General features: G+C 42.2%; 14 protein-coding genes and 1 CRISPR repeat array. Of the genes, 9 read left to right on the plus strand and 5 right to left on the minus strand.

Translation table 11 applies throughout. The features are described 5' to 3' along the window. Window positions 1-7 precede the first annotated feature (7 nt). A CRISPR array of direct repeats spans window positions 8-2917; the repeat unit is 28 nt; unit sequence GTTCATGGCGGCATACGCCATTTAGAAA. A gap of 116 nt (window positions 2918-3033) precedes the next feature. The 5 genes from thiE (at window position 3034) to rapA (ending at window position 9562) form a co-directional block, all read left to right on the plus strand. Continuing rightward, the gene (thiE, locus tag F993_RS18690) at window positions 3034-3645 is read left to right on the plus strand and encodes a thiamine phosphate synthase (protein ID WP_004652099.1); all 612 of its coding nucleotides are present in this window, start codon (window positions 3034-3036) and stop codon (window positions 3643-3645) included. An 82-nt stretch (window positions 3646-3727) separates the two neighbouring features. Next, window positions 3728-5026, plus strand: coding sequence for a glutamate-1-semialdehyde 2,1-aminomutase (hemL, locus tag F993_RS18685; protein WP_004652100.1), 1299 nt, complete (start codon window positions 3728-3730; stop codon window positions 5024-5026). Window positions 5027-5375: 349 nt separating this feature from the next. After that, window positions 5376-5792: a GlcG/HbpS family heme-binding protein gene (locus F993_RS18680; protein ID WP_004652101.1), complete on the plus strand. Its 417-nt coding sequence runs from the start codon at window positions 5376-5378 to the stop codon at window positions 5790-5792. A 143-nt stretch (window positions 5793-5935) separates the two neighbouring features. Continuing rightward, window positions 5936-6580 carry an RluA family pseudouridine synthase gene (locus F993_RS18675; RefSeq protein ID WP_171065980.1) on the plus strand — a complete coding sequence of 215 codons (645 nt, stop codon included), beginning with the start codon at window positions 5936-5938 and terminating at the stop codon, window positions 6578-6580. Window positions 6581-6724: 144 nt separating this feature from the next. Next, on the plus strand, window positions 6725-9562 hold the full coding sequence (rapA, locus tag F993_RS18670) for an RNA polymerase-associated protein RapA (RefSeq protein ID WP_004652103.1): 2838 nt from the start codon (window positions 6725-6727) through the stop codon (window positions 9560-9562). Between the two features lie 55 nt (window positions 9563-9617). Here the strand turns inward: rapA and dps are convergent, their stop codons facing one another. From dps to fabR, 3 genes are all read right to left on the minus strand, one after another. Further along, window positions 9618-10112, minus strand: a complete 495-nt coding sequence (dps, locus tag F993_RS18665) for a DNA starvation/stationary phase protection protein Dps (protein WP_004652105.1) — start codon at window positions 10110-10112, stop codon at window positions 9618-9620. A 218-nt stretch (window positions 10113-10330) separates the two neighbouring features. Next, window positions 10331-11347, minus strand: coding sequence for an AI-2E family transporter (locus F993_RS18660; protein WP_004652106.1), 1017 nt, complete (start codon window positions 11345-11347; stop codon window positions 10331-10333). Between the two features lie 86 nt (window positions 11348-11433). Beyond that, on the minus strand, window positions 11434-12129 hold the full coding sequence (fabR, locus tag F993_RS18655) for an HTH-type transcriptional repressor FabR (RefSeq protein WP_004652107.1): 696 nt from the start codon (window positions 12127-12129) through the stop codon (window positions 11434-11436). 140 nt (window positions 12130-12269) lie between these two features. Here fabR and F993_RS18650 point away from each other — a divergent pair, with 140 nt between their 5' ends. Together F993_RS18650 and F993_RS18645 are read left to right on the plus strand one after the other, a co-directional pair. Then, window positions 12270-13337 carry a ferredoxin reductase gene (locus F993_RS18650; RefSeq protein ID WP_004652108.1) on the plus strand — a complete coding sequence of 356 codons (1068 nt, stop codon included), beginning with the start codon at window positions 12270-12272 and terminating at the stop codon, window positions 13335-13337. Window positions 13338-13351: 14 nt separating this feature from the next. Further along, the gene (locus F993_RS18645) at window positions 13352-14446 is read left to right on the plus strand and encodes a fatty acid desaturase family protein (protein ID WP_004652109.1); all 1095 of its coding nucleotides are present in this window, start codon (window positions 13352-13354) and stop codon (window positions 14444-14446) included. A 52-nt stretch (window positions 14447-14498) separates the two neighbouring features. Here F993_RS18645 and F993_RS18640 read toward each other — a convergent pair whose 3' ends face one another. Next, window positions 14499-14966: a hotdog fold domain-containing protein gene (locus F993_RS18640; protein WP_004652111.1), complete on the minus strand. Its 468-nt coding sequence runs from the start codon at window positions 14964-14966 to the stop codon at window positions 14499-14501. Between the two features lie 110 nt (window positions 14967-15076). Between F993_RS18640 and F993_RS18635 the strand changes: the two genes are divergently transcribed. Together F993_RS18635 and F993_RS18630 are read left to right on the plus strand one after the other, a co-directional pair. Continuing rightward, window positions 15077-15709, plus strand: a complete 633-nt coding sequence (locus F993_RS18635; protein ID WP_004652112.1) for a TetR/AcrR family transcriptional regulator — start codon at window positions 15077-15079, stop codon at window positions 15707-15709. 26 nt (window positions 15710-15735) lie between these two features. Next, window positions 15736-16197, plus strand: coding sequence for a GFA family protein (locus F993_RS18630; protein WP_004652113.1), 462 nt, complete (start codon window positions 15736-15738; stop codon window positions 16195-16197). 31 nt (window positions 16198-16228) lie between these two features. Here the strand turns inward: F993_RS18630 and F993_RS18625 are convergent, their stop codons facing one another. Next, on the minus strand, window positions 16229-18385 hold the full coding sequence (locus tag F993_RS18625; RefSeq protein ID WP_004652114.1) for a TonB-dependent receptor family protein: 2157 nt from the start codon (window positions 18383-18385) through the stop codon (window positions 16229-16231). Between the last annotated feature and the right edge of the window lie 58 nt (window positions 18386-18443).

Consider the following 18443-nt stretch of genomic DNA (forward strand, 5'->3'; position numbering starts at 1 on the left):
GCGACACGTTCATGGCGGCATACGCCATTTAGAAAGTATAGACCTTCCTATCTGGATTATTGTTTTTGTTCATGGCGGCATACGCCATTTAGAAAGTTTTCACTCAAAGAGTAAAAACTAGATTCAAGTTCATGGCGGCATACGCCATTTAGAAAGTTCATGAGACTTGTCGAAATCGACTTTTCTCGTTCATGGCGGCATACGCCATTTAGAAACTGCGATTTGGAGTGTGTGAGATGGGTGTAGTGTTCATGGCGGCATACGCCATTTAGAAATAAGCCAATTTCAAACATAGATTACCCCACTAGTTCATGGCGGCATACGCCATTTAGAAAATTTGATCGAAATTGGATTAAAGAAACTCGATGTTCATGGCGGCATACGCCATTTAGAAATTATTGGTTTTAGTTATGAACATCGTATTTACGTTCATGGCGGCATACGCCATTTAGAAATTATGTCCAGATCAAGGCATCTCCAGCAAAATGTTCATGGCGGCATACGCCATTTAGAAAACCATCAAAGTAATTGGCAAAATCCAATAAAAGTTCATGGCGGCATACGCCATTTAGAAATGTGGAGCAAGTTTAGCAATTGATATTGATCGGTTCATGGCGGCATACGCCATTTAGAAATAATCAACTTCGCATAATGAAGATTGATGTTAGTTCATGGCGGCATACGCCATTTAGAAATGAAAGGTGAGACATCATATCTGATTTATATTGTTCATGGCGGCATACGCCATTTAGAAATGTCAATCATAGGGTTTTTAGTGGTTGTCTATGTTCATGGCGGCATACGCCATTTAGAAACGTGCAGTGACTAGCAAATACGAGTGGATAGCGTTCATGGCGGCATACGCCATTTAGAAAAATCATAGATTAAAGGTCTTGAATATGGGATTGTTCATGGCGGCATACGCCATTTAGAAATTGCTTATGCTAATGCTGCGCTTGGCGGTTGGTGTTCATGGCGGCATACGCCATTTAGAAAAATGGGAACAAGAAGCACTTGAAGCTCGACTTGTTCATGGCGGCATACGCCATTTAGAAAATTTGCATTGTTAATGACTTAACCAATAACAAGTTCATGGCGGCATACGCCATTTAGAAAAGTTTTCACCCATGATCTGGAATTGTCCCCAAGTTCATGGCGGCATACGCCATTTAGAAAAATCAAATTCATGCTCTCAATGAAGAAGTTACTGTTCATGGCGGCATACGCCATTTAGAAAACCAATCACCATTATCAGCAGCGAAAGTATGTGTTCATGGCGGCATACGCCATTTAGAAATATGAGCCTGTATATGTCCCTCAGCCTGTCAAGTTCATGGCGGCATACGCCATTTAGAAACTTGGTTGCTTCCTCAAAAGCCTCTCGTTCTTGTTCATGGCGGCATACGCCATTTAGAAATAACCAAACTGTAAAGCGCAACTAATTGCAGTGTTCATGGCGGCATACGCCATTTAGAAATTTCCAAGATAAGCACCCATGCCTGTTGATAAGTTCATGGCGGCATACGCCATTTAGAAATCTGGAAATAAGCATTGGTGAGTTTTCCACGAGTTCATGGCGGCATACGCCATTTAGAAACCGTTCCCCGCACCTTCAGATTTTTTCGGTCAGTTCATGGCGGCATACGCCATTTAGAAAATGACGTATCACAAGCTGATTGCAAACGCTTGGTTCATGGCGGCATACGCCATTTAGAAAATCCGGGATAAGTTGATTGCCATTAATCAAGGGTTCATGGCGGCATACGCCATTTAGAAAACACCAATTAAAACCGATACCCACAAAGCCCAGTTCATGGCGGCATACGCCATTTAGAAACATTGAAGGACGGGCACCAATTAGAACTAAATGTTCATGGCGGCATACGCCATTTAGAAATGATATTTCACCGATGTCTTTATCGCCACGGCGTTCATGGCGGCATACGCCATTTAGAAAATTACCAAACGTGACTCAAGTGACGGAGAAGGGTTCATGGCGGCATACGCCATTTAGAAATGTTCGCTGATCAGTTAAGTCTGCCAATTTCGGTTCATGGCGGCATACGCCATTTAGAAATAGACGTATTCGTTATCGCAACATGAACGGTCGTTCATGGCGGCATACGCCATTTAGAAAACTGTTTGTTGCATTATCGAATGCTAAACGTTGTTCATGGCGGCATACGCCATTTAGAAAGTTTCCGTGTTGTACTGGTTGTATCGATTGATGTTCATGGCGGCATACGCCATTTAGAAAACCAGCCGCGCCCTCTTCAAACGCGTTGTCATGTTCATGGCGGCATACGCCATTTAGAAAAATAACCATTTGCCCAAATCTCAACCCCAGCAGTTCATGGCGGCATACGCCATTTAGAAAAGAAACAGGCGAACCATTTTTTAATGAGAAGCGTTCATGGCGGCATACGCCATTTAGAAATGATTACGCTTCACTGAAGAATGTTCTTTTAAGTTCATGGCGGCATACGCCATTTAGAAATTGCCGTCAATATATTTCGGCTCAAAGATTGTGTTCATGGCGGCATACGCCATTTAGAAAAACTTGGCAGTCCACGACGTTTAAAGACCATCGTTCATGGCGGCATACGCCATTTAGAAAAGCCTTTCGCGCTCTTCTTTAAGCCTTGCCCCGTTCATGGCGGCATACGCCATTTAGAAATACGCAAGTCACGCATCGTGACTAAAAGTAAAGTTCATGGCGGCATACGCCATTTAGAAAATATTAAATCTATTACCCGTGATGATGTTTTAGTTCATGGCGGCATACGCCATTTAGAAATGGTCAGGCATATCCAGTGATTCTTTTGGAATGTTCATGGCGGCATACGCCATTTAGAAAATAAAAGGGTGGTCATCTGAATTAATGGTCAGGTTCATGGCGGCATACGCTATTTATTTGTGAGGCAGAGAGTAGATAGGTTAATTAATAAGAACTTACACACTCACTCTCTTTAATTTTTAACCAAGAAAATATACTCTGAAGCTAATGTAATTATAGTGAATAGTGAAACGTTCATGCGCGGTCTATACCTCATTACCAACGATGATCCAATCCAATTATTATTAGAAAAATTAGATGTGGCGCTAGCAACAGGACAAGTAGCTATTTTGCAATATCGCCGTAAGAAAGTGGCAAAAGCAGATCAGCCAAGTGAAGTCGAACAGATCAAAGTACTTTGTGAAAAGCATCAAGTCCCATTTGTGATTAATGATGATTTGGCTTTGGCGGAACAATTTGGATTAGGGGTACATCTTGGACAATCGGATGGTGAAATTAGTGATGCGGCCGCACGTTTACCACAAGGTGTAATTATTGGTCGGACTTGCCTAAATGCATTAGAGTTGGCGGAAAAGGCGATTGCGGATGGTGCAACTTATGTGGCCTTTGGTGCGGTTTATGCGACTTCAACCAAACCAGAAGCAGGCAATGTAGGCATTGAAGTGATCAAACAAGCGAAACAAAAATTTGCTGTGCCGATTTGTGCAATTGGCGGTTTGACCGTTGAAAATTCTCAAGTGGTGATTGAGGCTGGGGCGAGCCTTTGTGCCGTAATTAGTGATATATTAGGGCGATCAACAGCCGAAATTCCTGCTCGTGTAAATGCATGGGCAATGTTATTTGACTAATTATATGTATCCGCTTCGCGGAACTTTTATTGTTTCTCGGAACGACAACGTTCCTCGTCCTCGATTCTAGGTTGAGTCTTTTATGAGCTTATCTCCAAAGCAAGAACAGCTATTTAAACAAGCAAATAAACATATTCCAGGTGGCGTAAATTCACCTGTACGTGCATTTAACGGTGTTGGTGGTACGCCAGTCTTTATCGAAAAGGCAAAAGGGGCGTACTTGTGGGATGTCGATGGTAAGCGTTATGTGGACTATGTCGGTTCATGGGGACCAATGATTTTGGGTCACGCACATCCAGATATTATTCAAGCGGTACAAACTGCGGCAGAAGATGGCCTAAGTTTTGGTGCGCCAACCGTGCACGAAACGACGCTGGCAGACACTATTTGTGAGATCATGCCTTCAATTGAATTGGTACGTATGACCAGCTCAGGTACTGAAGCCACCATGACTGCGATTCGTTTGGCACGTGGTTATACTGGCCGTGACAAGATTGTGAAATTTGAAGGCTGCTATCACGGTCATTCCGATTCGTTATTGGTCAAAGCGGGTTCAGGCTTATTGACGCTCGGTGAAGGTGAGCCAACCTCAAAAGGTGTACCAGCTGATTTTGCTAAACATACCTTAACGCTACCGTATAACAATATCGAAGCATTGAAAGAATGCTTTAGCAAGTTCGGTCATGAGATTGCGGGTGTGATCATTGAACCTGTTGCCGGCAATATGAATCTGGTAACGCCAATCGACGGTTTCTTGCAGGCGATCCGTGATGTCTGTGATGAATACAAATCAGTGTTTATCATTGATGAAGTGATGACAGGTTTCCGTGTTGCTTTAGGTGGCGCACAATCAGTCTATAAAGTTAAACCTGACTTGACCACGTTAGGTAAAATCATTGGTGCGGGCTTACCAGTCGGTGCTTTTGGTGGTAAACGTGAAATCATGGAATGCATCGCACCTTTAGGTGGTGTTTACCAAGCAGGCACATTGTCAGGGAATCCATTGGCAATGCGTGCAGGTATTGCGATGTTCAAACACCTTCGTGAACCAGAGTTTTATGACAAGCTGGCTGCACAGCTCGCAAAATTACTTGCAGGTTTACAGGCTGCGGCAGACGAAGCGGGTATTCCATTTAAAACTCAGCAAGTCGGCGGCATGTTTGGTTTGTATTTCACCGATCAAGAGGACATTACCAGCTTTGACTCAATGTTGGCCTGTGATGTGGAAGCATTTAAGAAATTCTTCCACGGCATGTTAAAGCGTGGTGTCTATCTTGCGCCATCTGCATTTGAAGCAGGATTTATTTCATCGATGCATTCAGATCAAGATATTGCAGAGACTATTCAAGCAGCAAAAGAAACTTTTGCTGAAATGAAGTAATGCGGTGATGTCTAAAAAAGCCCGAGTTTTTCGGGCTTTTTTAATGGATATATCTTTAATTTGAAATGAATAAAAAGCTTAATACATTAAAACAATATGGGTTGATCTTAACGCAACCGTACTGATTTTCTAGCTGTTTATAGGATAAACCTTTGCGATCAACAAAAAAGATAAATAATCTTTATTGTACCGCCAGTCAAAATAATGCTTGAATAATAAACTATATTTGCGTTGGTCTGCGACTGCTGCAAAGCATTCACGTTTTGATTGGCGCAGGTGATAGAGAGCGCTTCTATATATTTTATTTTAAATAAGCTTTTGATAACAAACTCATGGGAATGGAGTAACAATGAAAACTAAACATTATTTAACTGCGGCGGATGTGGAAATTCTGGTTGATGCAGCAGCACAATATGCGACAGCACATAATTTTAATGTCAGCATTGCTGTTGTCGATGACGGTGGCACCTTGTTAATGATGAAGCGCATGGATGGCGCCTCGGTATTATCGACACAGATTTGCCAAGAAAAAGCACAATCTGCTGCGGTCAGCCGAAGAACCACCAAGGCATCCGAAGATATGATCCGTGATGGTAAGATCGGCTTTTTAACGATCAATGCAGCAAAAGGCATGTTAGAAGGTGGTGAGCCGATTGTCTATCAAGGACAGGTTGTCGGGGCTGTGGGTGTTTCTGGCGTGCAGTCATTTCAGGATGCAGAAATTGCCCAACATGCGATTCAACAATTTCTAGAGCAACAGACCTAAATCATCATTTAAATTCGATTCTGGATGAAATATCGAGAGAAACACGAAAAAAAATGAGTAAAAATACGTGTCATGCATTGTAATTCAGCGCCAAGCTTTTTATGATTGCCCGCTTGTTTTCATCCAGTCGTTGGAAGGCTACCTTGAATGATTTTCTAAGTGAACATTTGATTCATCGTGATGAAGATTTTATGGTCATCCATAAACCTGCAGGCTTACTCACTGTGCCGGGGAAAACACCTGATTTACAAGATTGTTTAATCAATCGTTTATTAGAATTAGAACCAAAAACTTTACTGATTCATCGTTTAGACCGTGATACGTCTGGCATTTTGGTGTTTGGTTTATCCAAATTTGGACAGAGCAATATTTCACGCCAGTTTCAAGATCGTCAAACCTCAAAAATTTATCAAGCTTTGGTGGCTGGGCATTTAGAAGGTCAGGGCATAGTCGATATTCCTGTGATTTATGATCCAAGCCGTCCACCCTTGCATATTGTGGATGCTTCCTATCACAAGCCAGCATTAACCGAATGGCAAGCGGTCGAACATCTAGAAATTCAAGGACAAGCTGTAACTCGAGTTAAACTCATTCCGATTACAGGGCGTTCACATCAGCTTCGTGTGCATATGCAATATTTAGGTCATCCGATTCTGGGTGATACTTTATATGCCACGCCAGAACAGCAACAGCTTTATGCGCGTTTGTGCTTACATGCCAAGCAATTGAGCTTTGCGCATCCTAAAACAGCTGCACAGCTCACTTTCGATTGTGCAGTCCCGTTTTAGTCTAAAAACTTTTTTATGAAACACGATGTGATGCACGCTATTTGATTGCGCTTTGTGTCAAAATACATCGTTGAAAACTACATAAAATGCCTTAACTTTTATTTGGGTCAAGGCATAAAATATGTAGGCTAACTTGAGATAAAGGTGGAAAAATTGCAGCAGTTTGCTATTGGTCAACGTTGGTTATCAGATACTGAAACTGAACTCGGTTTAGGGGTTCTTATTGATGTAGATGAACGTTCTATCAGCATTTTATTCCCTAAAAGTGATGAAACTCGTGTTTATGCACGCAACAATGCGCCTTTATCTCGTATCATCTTTAACGTTAATGATGAAGTACAAGACCAAGAAGGTATCAAGTGGACTGTTGAGTCGATCGAAGATCGTCATGGTGTACTGCGTTATGATGTGGTTCGTAGCCTTGAAAATGGCGAACAAGAACGTAAGTCACTGAATGAAACCCGTATCGGTGCACAGATTCAGCTGTCAAAACCTTTAGAGCGTCTATTAGCCAGCCAAGTTGATTATAAAGAATGGTATGACCTGCGTATTGAAGCGATGTTGTTGCAAGCGCAAATGCACACCAGTCCTTTACGTGGCTTCCTTGGTGCGCGTGTGGGCTTGATTCCACACCAACTTTATATTGCACATGAAGTCGGTAAACGTTTTGCCCCGCGTGTTTTATTGGCCGATGAAGTGGGCCTAGGCAAAACCATCGAAGCAGGTTTGATCATTCACCAACAACTAAAAACAGGCCGTTCAGAACGTATCCTGATTTTAGTGCCTGATTCACTGCAATATCAGTGGATGATTGAAATGCGCCGCCGTTTCAATTTGCAATTCTCGCTGTTCGACTTAACCCGTACCGCCTCGATCAAAGAGCATGATCCTGATCTGAATCCATTCTTGACTGAGCAATGCATTATTGCCAGCGTCGACCTGATGGTTGACCACGATGACTTGCGTGAGCAGGCCATGGAAGCTGGTTTTGATCTATTGGTGGTCGATGAAGCTCATCATTTGATGTGGAGTGAAGAAGAAGGCGGTAATGATCGTTATGATCTGGTCGAAGAACTCGCTGAACAAACAGCAGGTGTGTTACTGCTCACCGCAACACCTGAGCAATTAGGCGTTGAAAGCCATTTTGCCCGTCTTCGTTTACTCGATCCGCAACGTTTCAGCAGCCTTGACCGTTTCCTTGATGAAGAAGAACAATATCAACATACTGCAAAAATTGCAGAAGTGTTGATGTCTGACCAAGCATTAACAGAAGAGCATCTTGCTGCACTGGACGGTTTATTGGGTCATCGTATTGATGATCAACCTGAACAGCGTATGCGTGCGATTCACGAATTATTAGACCGTCATGGCACAGGTCGTATTCTGTTCCGTAATACCCGTGAAGCAATTCAAGGCTTCCCAGGTCGTGATTGCCAGCCAGCGCCTTTACCTGCACCAGAAGACTGGTCATTTGATGGCAAAATGCGTGAGCAAATGTGGCCAGAAGAAGGTCAACTCGATGGTGCATGGATGGAAAATGATCCGCGTGTGCCTTGGTTGATGGAAGTGCTGCGTAAAGAATTAAAGCACAAAAAAGTGTTGTTGATTGCACGCAGTGGGCCAGTGGTTGAAGCATTGGAAAATGTTCTACGTTTACATGCGGGAATTCGTACCGCGATGTTCCATGAGGGCATGAGCTTATTAGAGCGTGACCAAGCTGCGGCATATTTTGCAGAAGACAGTTATGGCGCTCAAATTCTATTGTGTTCGGAAATTGGTTCAGAAGGGCGTAACTTCCAGTTTGCCAGTGATTTGATCTTATTTGATCTACCTGCAAACCCTGACGTATTGGAACAACGTATTGGTCGTCTGGACCGTATCGGTCAAGAAAACCGTATTCAAATCCATGTGCCGTATCTGATGGGTACAGCACAAGAACGTATGTTCCGTTGGTACAACGAAGCGCTCAATATTTTCAGCAGTATTTCTCCAACGGCGCAAACGCTACAAGAGAATTTTATTGTTGAATTGAAAGATTGCTTGTTGGCCGATCAAGGCCAGACGTTTGAAGATTTACTTGAAGAAGTCAATGTACAGCGTCAGGCCTTGGAAGCTGAACTACAAGCAGGTCGTGACCGTTTGCTTGAGTACAACTCGTGTCGTCCAGTGGTTGCACAAGGCATTGTACAAGCGCTTGAAGATTATGATGACAACACCACTTTGCCAATGTTCGTGAAGCGTTTCATGTCATCCACCAATATTGATTTTGATGAGCAAAGTAACGGTACGGTGATCATCAAGCCGACTGATCAGATGCAAGTTCAAGGGATCACCTTGGATGAAGAGGGAATGACAGCAACCTTCTATCGTGATCAGGCACAAATCCGTGAAGACGCGCAATATTTGACTTTGGAACATCCGTTTATTGAAAGTGTGATGGAAATGATCCGCACACAATCATTCGGTAGTACCAATGTGGCCTTATTGAAATCGAATGCCTTGAAACAAGGTTCAGTCTTGTTGGAAGTGTGGTTTAAGGTTGATGTGGTTGCGCCGAAGGCATTGAATTTGCCATCAAGCTTACCGAAGCAATTGATTCGTGTATTGCTCAGCGAAAATGGTCAGGACTTGTCTGCCAAGATCGATCCAAGCATTCTACGTCCGTATCTGCATCACCTAGATGGCAATAGTTGCCGCCAAGTGGTGAAAGCGCGTCGTGATGTGATTGAGTCACGTTATGCACAAGCTTTAGAGATTGCCAAGGGATCATTGCCAGAATTAATGCAACAAGCCAAAGAGCATTACAGTGGTAAATGGCAGTATGAAATTGACCGTTTAAGCTATCTCAAGCAATTTAATCCAAGTATTCGCCAAGATGAAATTGAGCGTCTACAGAAATTCCAGAAAGAGGGCTTAGGTCTGTTAGATGGTCTGTCTGTGACACCAGAAGCAATTCAAGTTTTGGTTGTGGTTAAACCATAATTAAAAGTGCAATAAAAAAGAGGACGATTAAGGTCCTCTTTTTTTATCTATTGATTTAGTGATCGATATTGGCTTCCAAGAACCATAAATATTGATCCAGATCTTCTAATGCAGCATGGATAATATCTTCAGAAATCGGATCTTGAATTTCATCAATGGTATCACGCAGATGGTTGGCAACCACACCATAACGATCCGCTAATTCTTTAAGATGGTCTTGTACCGCGTGAATCGCCACAGGATAAGGCTTGAGATGTGATGTTTCTGAAACAGTCTGTGTTGTTCCTAATGCAGTACCGCCAATCTGTACCGCACGTTCTGCGACATTGTCCAAATGGGTGATCAATGAAGTACGGAAGGTATCTAACATTTCATGCACTGCAATAAAGTTGCTACCCCGCATGTTCCAATGCGCCTGCTTAGTCAATAAGGAAAGATCAATCAGGTTGGCAAGGATTTGATTTAAAATTTTTACCGTGGATTCTTTAATTGAGTCGTCTAAATTATTACGTGTATATACTTTTAAAGCTTTCGCTGTTGAAGAATTCATAGTTACCTCATTCAATTATAATGTGATGAAACATCGTGAATAAAAACCATTCATTTCATGACTAGCTTATCGCTTGAATCGAGGCTTGAGTGTTTTCGTTTTCTAGGCTTTTGTAAGTTTGCTTATCATCAATTCTGTTTTTGATTGTATTGGTTTTGATTCAGATGGAATGATGCTTCCATCTGTTAGACTTCTTTTAGAATTGTAAAAAAAATGGCTTAAATCAGTCCTGCATCCTTACATTCCAGTTTGATATAGGCATAGAAAATAGGCGCAACAATCAGACCGCTGAGACCAAAAATCGACTCGAAAATGAGCATCGCCAATAACACTTCCCATGCACTGGCATTAATTTTGGTGCCAATGATTTTGGCATTGACGAAGTATTCTAGCTTATGAATGATCACCAGATAGGCCAATGCGATGGCTGCTACAGACAGGGAAATGGTCAAGCCAGCCATAATGATCAAGGTATTTGAAATCAGATTACCAATAATCGGCAGTAGACCAAAAATAAAGGTCAGAATGGTCAGGGTTTTGGCAAAAGGTAAATGGATATTGAAGATCGGCAGAACGATAAAGACAAAGATCATAAACAATACGGTATTGATCAGGGAAATTTTCACTTGAGCAAAGACCACATTTTTAAACGAAACGGAAAGCTTTTGAATGCGATGCAGCACAGCCGCTTTAAACGCAGGTTGTGGCGTGTGTTGTTTGAAATTCTGGATCGAAACCAAAATCCCGACAATTAGACCAATCACCATTGTCGCTAGGTTATGCAGAATATCGGTGCCTGTATTTTTGACGATCGAAATATTATTTTTGATAAAAGACAAAATCTGGTTTTTGATATCCGCCACGCTATGCGGCAAATATCCTGGCAGGTAATGACTCATTTCCTCTTGGAATTTAATCAGTGTTTGATCGATCTTAAAGTTAAAGGAATTCAGTCCAGTCCCTTTTAAATCATAGATCACAAAGCTAATCAGACTGGTAATAAAAAAGCCAATCAGGAACGTGGTTAGAATACCCAGAATAATACTAATAAAGATCCGTGCGCGTTGACCGTCAATATGCTTTTCAACAATCGAACTTAAACTGTTAATAATTTCAAAGACCAGAAAACCTGCAAAAAAACTCGGAAGTAAATGCAGGGGAATGACCATCATTAAAAACAAAGCCATTAAGATAAAACTGGCGATGATGCTTTGACGGTCACTGAGTAGATTCATGATCTAGATGCCTAGTTTAAGTTGTTGTTATGTTAAAGAGCAAACATATGATTTTGATGACATCTATCCTATTGTGCTGCGAACAATTAATCAATTTCCATTTCATTGATATGACGCGCACCTTCTAAAATCATGCGAATCATGACCATGGTCTGTTCTGCCACTTCAGTACGTTGCTCTGTAGGTAAATCCAGCACTTTTGCACCCATATTGAACACCAATTGGGTGATGGCTTTGGCAGCAAGATCAGCATGACTGAGCTTACTGTTATTCAATCGTTCTAAACGAATCAGGTCTTCTTGCAGCTCTTGCTGAAAGAAGTTGAGTTGACGGTCAACCGCTGCTTTATACGAAGTAGAACCCGTGTAGCCTTCGCGTAATAACAAACTCAGATTGCCTTCATCGGTATTCAATTGTTGAATAAACACTTCAACCGAACTGCGGATAATGCTTTGCTGCTTTGAAGCCTGTAAACGCGCTTCACGAATAATACGGCGTAGTACCAAACCCGATTGATCAATCAAGGCAATTGCCAGTTCATCAATATCTTTGAAATGACGATAGAAACTATTTGGTGCAATACCTGCCTCACGTGCAATTTCACGTAAGCTGAGCGAGGCGATACTTTTTTGCGGACCAATCAAGTTGAGCGTAGCTTGAAACAACTCTTCTTTGGTAATGGTTGCTTTTCTACCTACTGAGCGCACAGGAGATTTCATAGGAATGACATCTTGTTCGTTTAGGTTGTCATGACCGAGTGGTAAAAAAGAAGAATGAACCATTGTTTTCAATATATAAGTAAGCTACTCGGGATTATAGCGATTGTCTGTGGACTTGTGAAATGTAAATTCTTATACGAGTGTATATACAAATATATATACATATGTATAATAATTGACAAACAACCAGAGTAAACCTGCTCATGCAAGCAATTGAAAAGAGAAATTCTCTATTTAATTCGTTGGCTCACAGTGTGATGAACAGCCATGACGCCAATTTTTGGTTACAGAAAATCAATCCATTGTGGTCCATTAATCAGTCTCTAGCCAAAATCGTAAAAAAACAAATCGTGGCAAAAGACACGGTCAGTCTTATTCTGCAATGCAACCGACATGTTGCTCGTGGTGTTGCAGGACAGCATCATCCTGTCACGGTTGATATTGCGGGGCGTCACTATGAGCGTACCTATAGCTTGATGCAGGTGGATGCCGATCATCTCTGTTTAACCGTAAAAAAAGTGGATCAAGGTCTAGTCAGTTCTTGGTTGGTTGAGGGTAGCCAAACCGGGGATATCTTACGTTTGGGACAGCCTTATGGTGAGATGCAGCAGACCGTTGCAACACCACATTTAGTATTGCTGGCAGCGGGGAGTGGTATCACCCCGATGCTGAGTTTGATTGAAGCGTTATGTCAGTCAAAACAATTGAATACGACCACGGTTCAATTGATGTATTGGGTCAAAACCCATGCCGATGCAGCTTATGTAGAATATCTGAAAGAAGTTTCTGAAAATTTTTCAAATTTTAGTTATCAAATTTTTTATACCCACGAACAAGATCAACGTTTGAATCAAAGTCATGTTGATCAAATTCGTGATTTAGCTGAAACCACAGTCTATGCCTGTGGACCATCGGGTTTTGCGGCTACAGCAGAAAGTCTGTTTCAAGACGCTGCTGCCTTGCAAACAGAAGCTTTTAGCTTGAGTCAATTTGATGTGGATGCGACGGATACGGGTTTTGTGAATGTCACGTTGACGCAATCGAATAAGACCATCGCCATTCCTAAAGGCCAGTCGATTCTGTCTAGCTTAGAACATCAAGGCATCAAACCAAATCATGGTTGCCGTATGGGGATTTGTAATAAATGTGCCTGTAATAAAGCACAAGGCGCAACCAAGAATTTGTTGAATGGCGCTGCCAATAATGAACCAACACAGCTATTAAAAATTTGTGTCAATTCAGCCCAGTCTGATCTTGTGATTGATCTATAAGAGAGTAATTGATTATGAACATGCCTGTTAAGATGGAATTTTTTAAAAATCCCAAAAATCGTGATTTAACTGCTGCAGAATTAGATGCTTTTGCTCGTGAACTCGATCAAATCAAACAAGACGTATTAGATGATTTAGGCGAGAAAGATGCCAAATATATCCGCCGTGTCTATTCCACCATTCGATATAGCAGTCTGGCTGGACGTGCATGTTTATTTCTAGGTTGGTTTCCTCCAGCATGGTTACTTGGAACAGGCTTACTCGGTTTCGCCAAAATCATGGAAAATATGGAGTTGGGCCATAATGTCATGCACGGTCAGTATGATTGGATGAATGATCCGAAGTTTAATGGTCAAACTTATGAATGGGATACGGTGGGAACTTCAGATAACTGGCGTCAAACCCATAACTATAAGCATCATACTTATACCAATGTAAAAGGTATGGATGATGATGTTGGTTATGGCGTATTCCGTTTGTTCCCTGAACAGCGCTGGTCGAAATTCACCTTAATTCAGCCGATCTATATTGTGCCATTTAGCTTGTTGTTCCAATGGGGGGTTGCAGTTCAAAATCTTGAATTGGGTAAGGTGCTCTATAAGCGTAAAACCATGGCACAATTCAAACGCGAATGGCAGCCTGCGCAAAAGAAAATCCTCAAGCAAATGTTTAAGGACTATGTGTTCTTTCCATTGATTGCGGGACCTGCAGCGATTCCAGTATTCACTGGTAATTTGGTGGCGAATGGGATTCGCAATGTCTGGACATTCAGCATTATTTTCTGTGGTCACTTTACCAAAGATGTTGAAGTATTCCCGAAAGCCGTATTGCAAGACGAAAGCCGTGGTCATTGGTATATGCGTCAGATCCGTGGTTCATCCAACCTTACTGGATCAGAAGCCTTTCATATCTTAACGGGACATTTGAGCCATCAAATTGAGCATCATTTATTCCCTGATATTCCTGCACGTCGCTATCGTCAAGTTGCACCGAAAGTACAGGCGGTGTGTGAGAAATATGGCCTGCATTATAACAATGCCAGCTTCGTGAAGCAGTTTGGTGAAGTGGTCGGACGTATTTTTAAATACGCATTGCCGTTTAAAAAATAAGTGAGAACACCTAGAAAAGCCCTGAATGCATTCGCTTCAGGGCTTTTCTATTTTATTTCTTCTTTTTTGAAATCCACATGGTGATGGTGGCATGGAAAACTTTTTCATTGTGCTGATCGAGTACATCAACATTCACCAGATATTCACCAGCTTTGTCCCAATCGTAATGCTCATCAACAGGGGTGGCGATCGCAATCAAATCAGTTTCAGCCTTCTTTAAATATTCAACCGTCATACCTTTGGGAATCCAGCGATGGGTCGTGGGTACCGTCACTTCAGTCATGGTCCCGCCAGCAAGTTCTGCCATATTGCACATTGCGATTGCATGTACCGTGCCAATATGATTCAGCACGCTTCGTTTTTTCTTGATACTGATTTTGCAGGCATTGGGTTTAAGCTCTTCAAACAGTGGGGAAATACTGCTGAAATACGGTGCTTTAACACATAGCATTCGGGTGAATGTCCATTTACCTGCAGGTAAGGCCGATACTTTATTCCATAAATCTAAGGTGTTTGCCATTTTAAATGTCCTGATACAGAATTAAATTCTTAAACAGAATATAATTCTGTTTACAAGCTGTGGTCAAGTCATACACAATAGTTCCGATTATTGGTCATTTTGATGAAAGCATGCAGGCAGCTCAGCAATTATTAGAACGTTTATATCCACAACGTAGATCCTTATTAAAACGACAGATTTTATTGGATGCCTTGTCCTGTTTTCTTGAATATGGTCTGGAAACGACTAGTATCGACATGATCCGAGCGAAGTCAGAGAGCAGTGTCGGTGCGATTTATCATCATTTTAAAAACAAAGAAGGCGTGATTGCAGCACTGGTGTTTGCCGCATTGGATGATCAGGCGCAGCTACGTGATCAGTATTTACAACAAGCAAAAACGCTCAAAGAATTGCTCTATGCGCTGATTTATAGTTATACCGACTGGGTTTCTGATCAGCCCAAGTTTGCGCGATTTCTTTTGCTCGCCCATCTGAGTGTGCGACAGGGTGAATATCGACAAGCCCTAAATGACAAAAATAAACTCAGAAATCAAAACATCATCGCGCATATTTCAAATTTTGCCGATGCCAGTTTATTAAAATCAGTGCCAGCAGAACTGATGATGTCATTGGTGATTGGTGCCAGTGAAAGTTATTGCCGCGCTTGGTTATCTGAAAAAGTAGTGACCAATCCCAGTGTATATCGAGAAACTTTGGCACAAGCGGCTTGGGATTCATTACAACATTTAAGCAAACATCCATAACGCGAAAATGATCAGGATAATAATAGATGAAACCTAGCAGTGAGAATCAAAAATATACAGGGGTGTGTTTATGCGGGGCAGTGGTTTTTCAGCTAAATCTGAAAAAAATTAAAATGATGTATCGTTGTTATTGCAGCTTATGCCGTAAGCAGAGTGGGGCTGCTTCGAATGCTTCAACTTTTGTGCGGACAGAATCATTTCAGTGGCAGCAAGGCGAGTCGTTGATTCAAACTTATATCAAAGATACCGGCTTTAATAGTAGCTTCTGTAAACAATGTGGTTCGCCTGTACCGAATGCTTTAGGTATCAATCCAAAGGTGATGTGGATTCCTTTAGGATTGATTCAGGAAGATTTTAGCCCAGAGCTTGAATTAAATTTTTGTGTGAACGCTAAAGTGAGTTGGGCCGAAACTCATCAAAAACTTACTGAATTTGATGAGTTACCGAATATGATTGAATTGAAAAATTATTTTGAAATCAATCAATAAAAAGCCGAATGTGGACATTCGGCTTTAGGGCTTAGAAATCAAACGAGGTCTGTAAATAGTAGGTGCGAGAAGGGCCAGCGTAGATGCCACCAACCTGATCTGCGGAACGGGTGTAATAGTCATGATTGAATAGGTTTTTGACACCTAAGCCAACTTTTAAGCCTGATAAGGACGTATCGGCAAAATCATAAGCGGCACGAACACCCACAATACCGTAGCCCGGAATATTACCATAACGACCCGTACCATCATTATTTCCAGCAGCAGTTTGACGCGACTGTGCATAGACATTGGTGTTAAAGGTCCATTGATCACGTTTGTAATCAACCCCAGCATTTCCGATCCAGTTTGAATAGAAATCCAGTTCATTGCCTGAGTCTTGACCTGCCGACGCGGTTGCTTTGGTATAGGTGGTATTGGCATACATCGAGACATTGGCTAGGTCATCATTGATTGCACCTAGATTATATTTAAAGCCGAGCTCAGCGCCTTTATGCTTGGTCGCTCCCAGATTAGAATAGGTTTGTGTGGCATCATCACGCTTGAGCTGATCGGCGAAATCAATGTAGAACAGGGTAAATTCAAGCGATAAATAATCGTCCAGATAATGGGTGCCGATTTCATAATTATCTGCTTTTTCAGGATTTAAACCATCCATAGTCAAATAAGCACCTCTGGCATTGGTATTGGCCATTTGACTATATTGCAGTGGTGCGAATGATTTACCGTAGTTGGCAAAGATATTCCATTGATCATTGGCTTTGTACATCACTGCAAAGCTTGGCAGTACAGCGTCATAGGACTTGCTGGCATTCACGCCATTCAAAACCGAATAATCACGGTTTAGCTTATACATATTTTCATTGGTTTTAATTCGCTCGAAACGAAGCCCTGGGGTGATGGACCATGCGCCTAAATCAGTACGGTTATCGACATAGACGGCATGCGCTTCGGTGTCGCCATCCGCTTTAGTCCAACCATAAAAATTACTTGGGCCTGTGTCACGGTTATAATTGGCGCGATCAACGGATTCACTGCTCGTTTCCTTTAAATAGCGATAACCGACAGACACTTCATTCAGCGTATCGCCGAGCTGAAACGCATGTGAGTAACGTGGTTCAATTGCTGTGACTTTATAATCACGTGGGGCAATCTGATAAAGACTGGAACCGCTGCGCTCTACACCTGCATCACGATAACTATCGAGGTGGTAAGCGAGCACTTCAAAGGCATTATTGTCTTTTTTATAATTATATTTCAGTGAGATATCATTACGGTTGCCTTCCATATAGTCATGGTTGCGTAAAGACTGATATGGGTTTTGCGCATACTGTGCAGGCGTTAAACCGCCAGGCATATCCACCTTGGCTTCATAACGATGTAGATTCGCTTCAATGCTTGAATAATCATCTAAGGCATAGCGGGCTTTTAAACGTAGATCATTGATATTGGCATAGTCGTTTTGATCACGATAACCATCACCATTCACCCCTGAATAGAGTAAAGCGAGACCGAGTCCGTTGTCTAAAGTGGTTCCAAAAAACAGGTTTGGATTGACTTTTAAATTGCCATTTTCAGCCACTTCCGTGGTCATGCCGACACTGGCTGCAAAACTCTCTGGAATGCTGCGCGTATTAAAATTGATAATGCCACCGACGTTTTGTGGCCCAAAGCGGACGGAGCCAGCACCACGAACCACATCAATCGATTCCATATTGCCCAAGGTGGTTGGGGCCAAGGAAAGTTGGGGCTGTCCATAGGGTGCTACTGCTAAAGGGACACCATCGATCATCAACTGCGAACGGGGTGAAAATCTTGAGGTGAGGCCACGAACACCGATACTTAAAGATGCATCACTGCCAGAGGTGCCTGAGTTTTCAGAGGCTTGTACACCGGGAACAGTACGCAACGCTTCTTTCACTGAGGTGGTGCCGCGTACTTCTAAACTTTGTTGATCAACCACAGTACGAGCACCAGGATGGTTGAGCACTTTTTTGGCATTGGCTTGTTCTAACCAGTTGCCCTCAGCTTGGATAGAAATGGTTTCCAGTGTTTGTGTGCTATTACTTTGGCTGTCATCTGCAAATGTTGTCGTCGCAACGCAGCTGATCAGTGCTGTGATGGCACAGCTTAGGGCAGAGGGCTTAAATTTGGAGAAATCAAGAGGAGCAGAAATCGAGCATGTCATAAGTGGATTGCCGAACGGAATGAGGTAGAGGATTTATTTTGCGCTGCCATTCTAATTG

The organism is Acinetobacter proteolyticus (genome assembly GCF_000367945.1).
Lineage (GTDB): Bacteria > Pseudomonadota > Gammaproteobacteria > Pseudomonadales > Moraxellaceae > Acinetobacter > Acinetobacter proteolyticus.

Bases quoted from the DNA above. Each gene is read 5' to 3' on its own strand.
- thiE (WP_004652099.1), top strand. From the start codon at position 3,034: ATGCGCGGTCTATACCTCATTACCAACGATGATCCAATCCAATTATTA.
- hemL (WP_004652100.1), top strand. From the start codon at position 3,728: ATGAGCTTATCTCCAAAGCAAGAACAGCTATTTAAACAAGCAAATAAA.
- F993_RS18680 (WP_004652101.1), top strand. From the start codon at position 5,376: ATGAAAACTAAACATTATTTAACTGCGGCGGATGTGGAAATTCTGGTT.
- dps (WP_004652105.1), bottom strand. From the start codon at position 10,112: ATGAATTCTTCAACAGCGAAAGCTTTAAAAGTATATACACGTAATAAT.
- F993_RS18660 (WP_004652106.1), bottom strand. From the start codon at position 11,347: ATGAATCTACTCAGTGACCGTCAAAGCATCATCGCCAGTTTTATCTTA.
- fabR (WP_004652107.1), bottom strand. From the start codon at position 12,129: ATGGTTCATTCTTCTTTTTTACCACTCGGTCATGACAACCTAAACGAA.
- F993_RS18650 (WP_004652108.1), top strand. From the start codon at position 12,270: ATGCAAGCAATTGAAAAGAGAAATTCTCTATTTAATTCGTTGGCTCAC.
- F993_RS18645 (WP_004652109.1), top strand. From the start codon at position 13,352: ATGAACATGCCTGTTAAGATGGAATTTTTTAAAAATCCCAAAAATCGT.
- F993_RS18640 (WP_004652111.1), bottom strand. From the start codon at position 14,966: ATGGCAAACACCTTAGATTTATGGAATAAAGTATCGGCCTTACCTGCA.
- F993_RS18635 (WP_004652112.1), top strand. From the start codon at position 15,077: ATGCAGGCAGCTCAGCAATTATTAGAACGTTTATATCCACAACGTAGA.
- F993_RS18630 (WP_004652113.1), top strand. From the start codon at position 15,736: ATGAAACCTAGCAGTGAGAATCAAAAATATACAGGGGTGTGTTTATGC.
- F993_RS18625 (WP_004652114.1), bottom strand. From the start codon at position 18,385: ATGACATGCTCGATTTCTGCTCCTCTTGATTTCTCCAAATTTAAGCCC.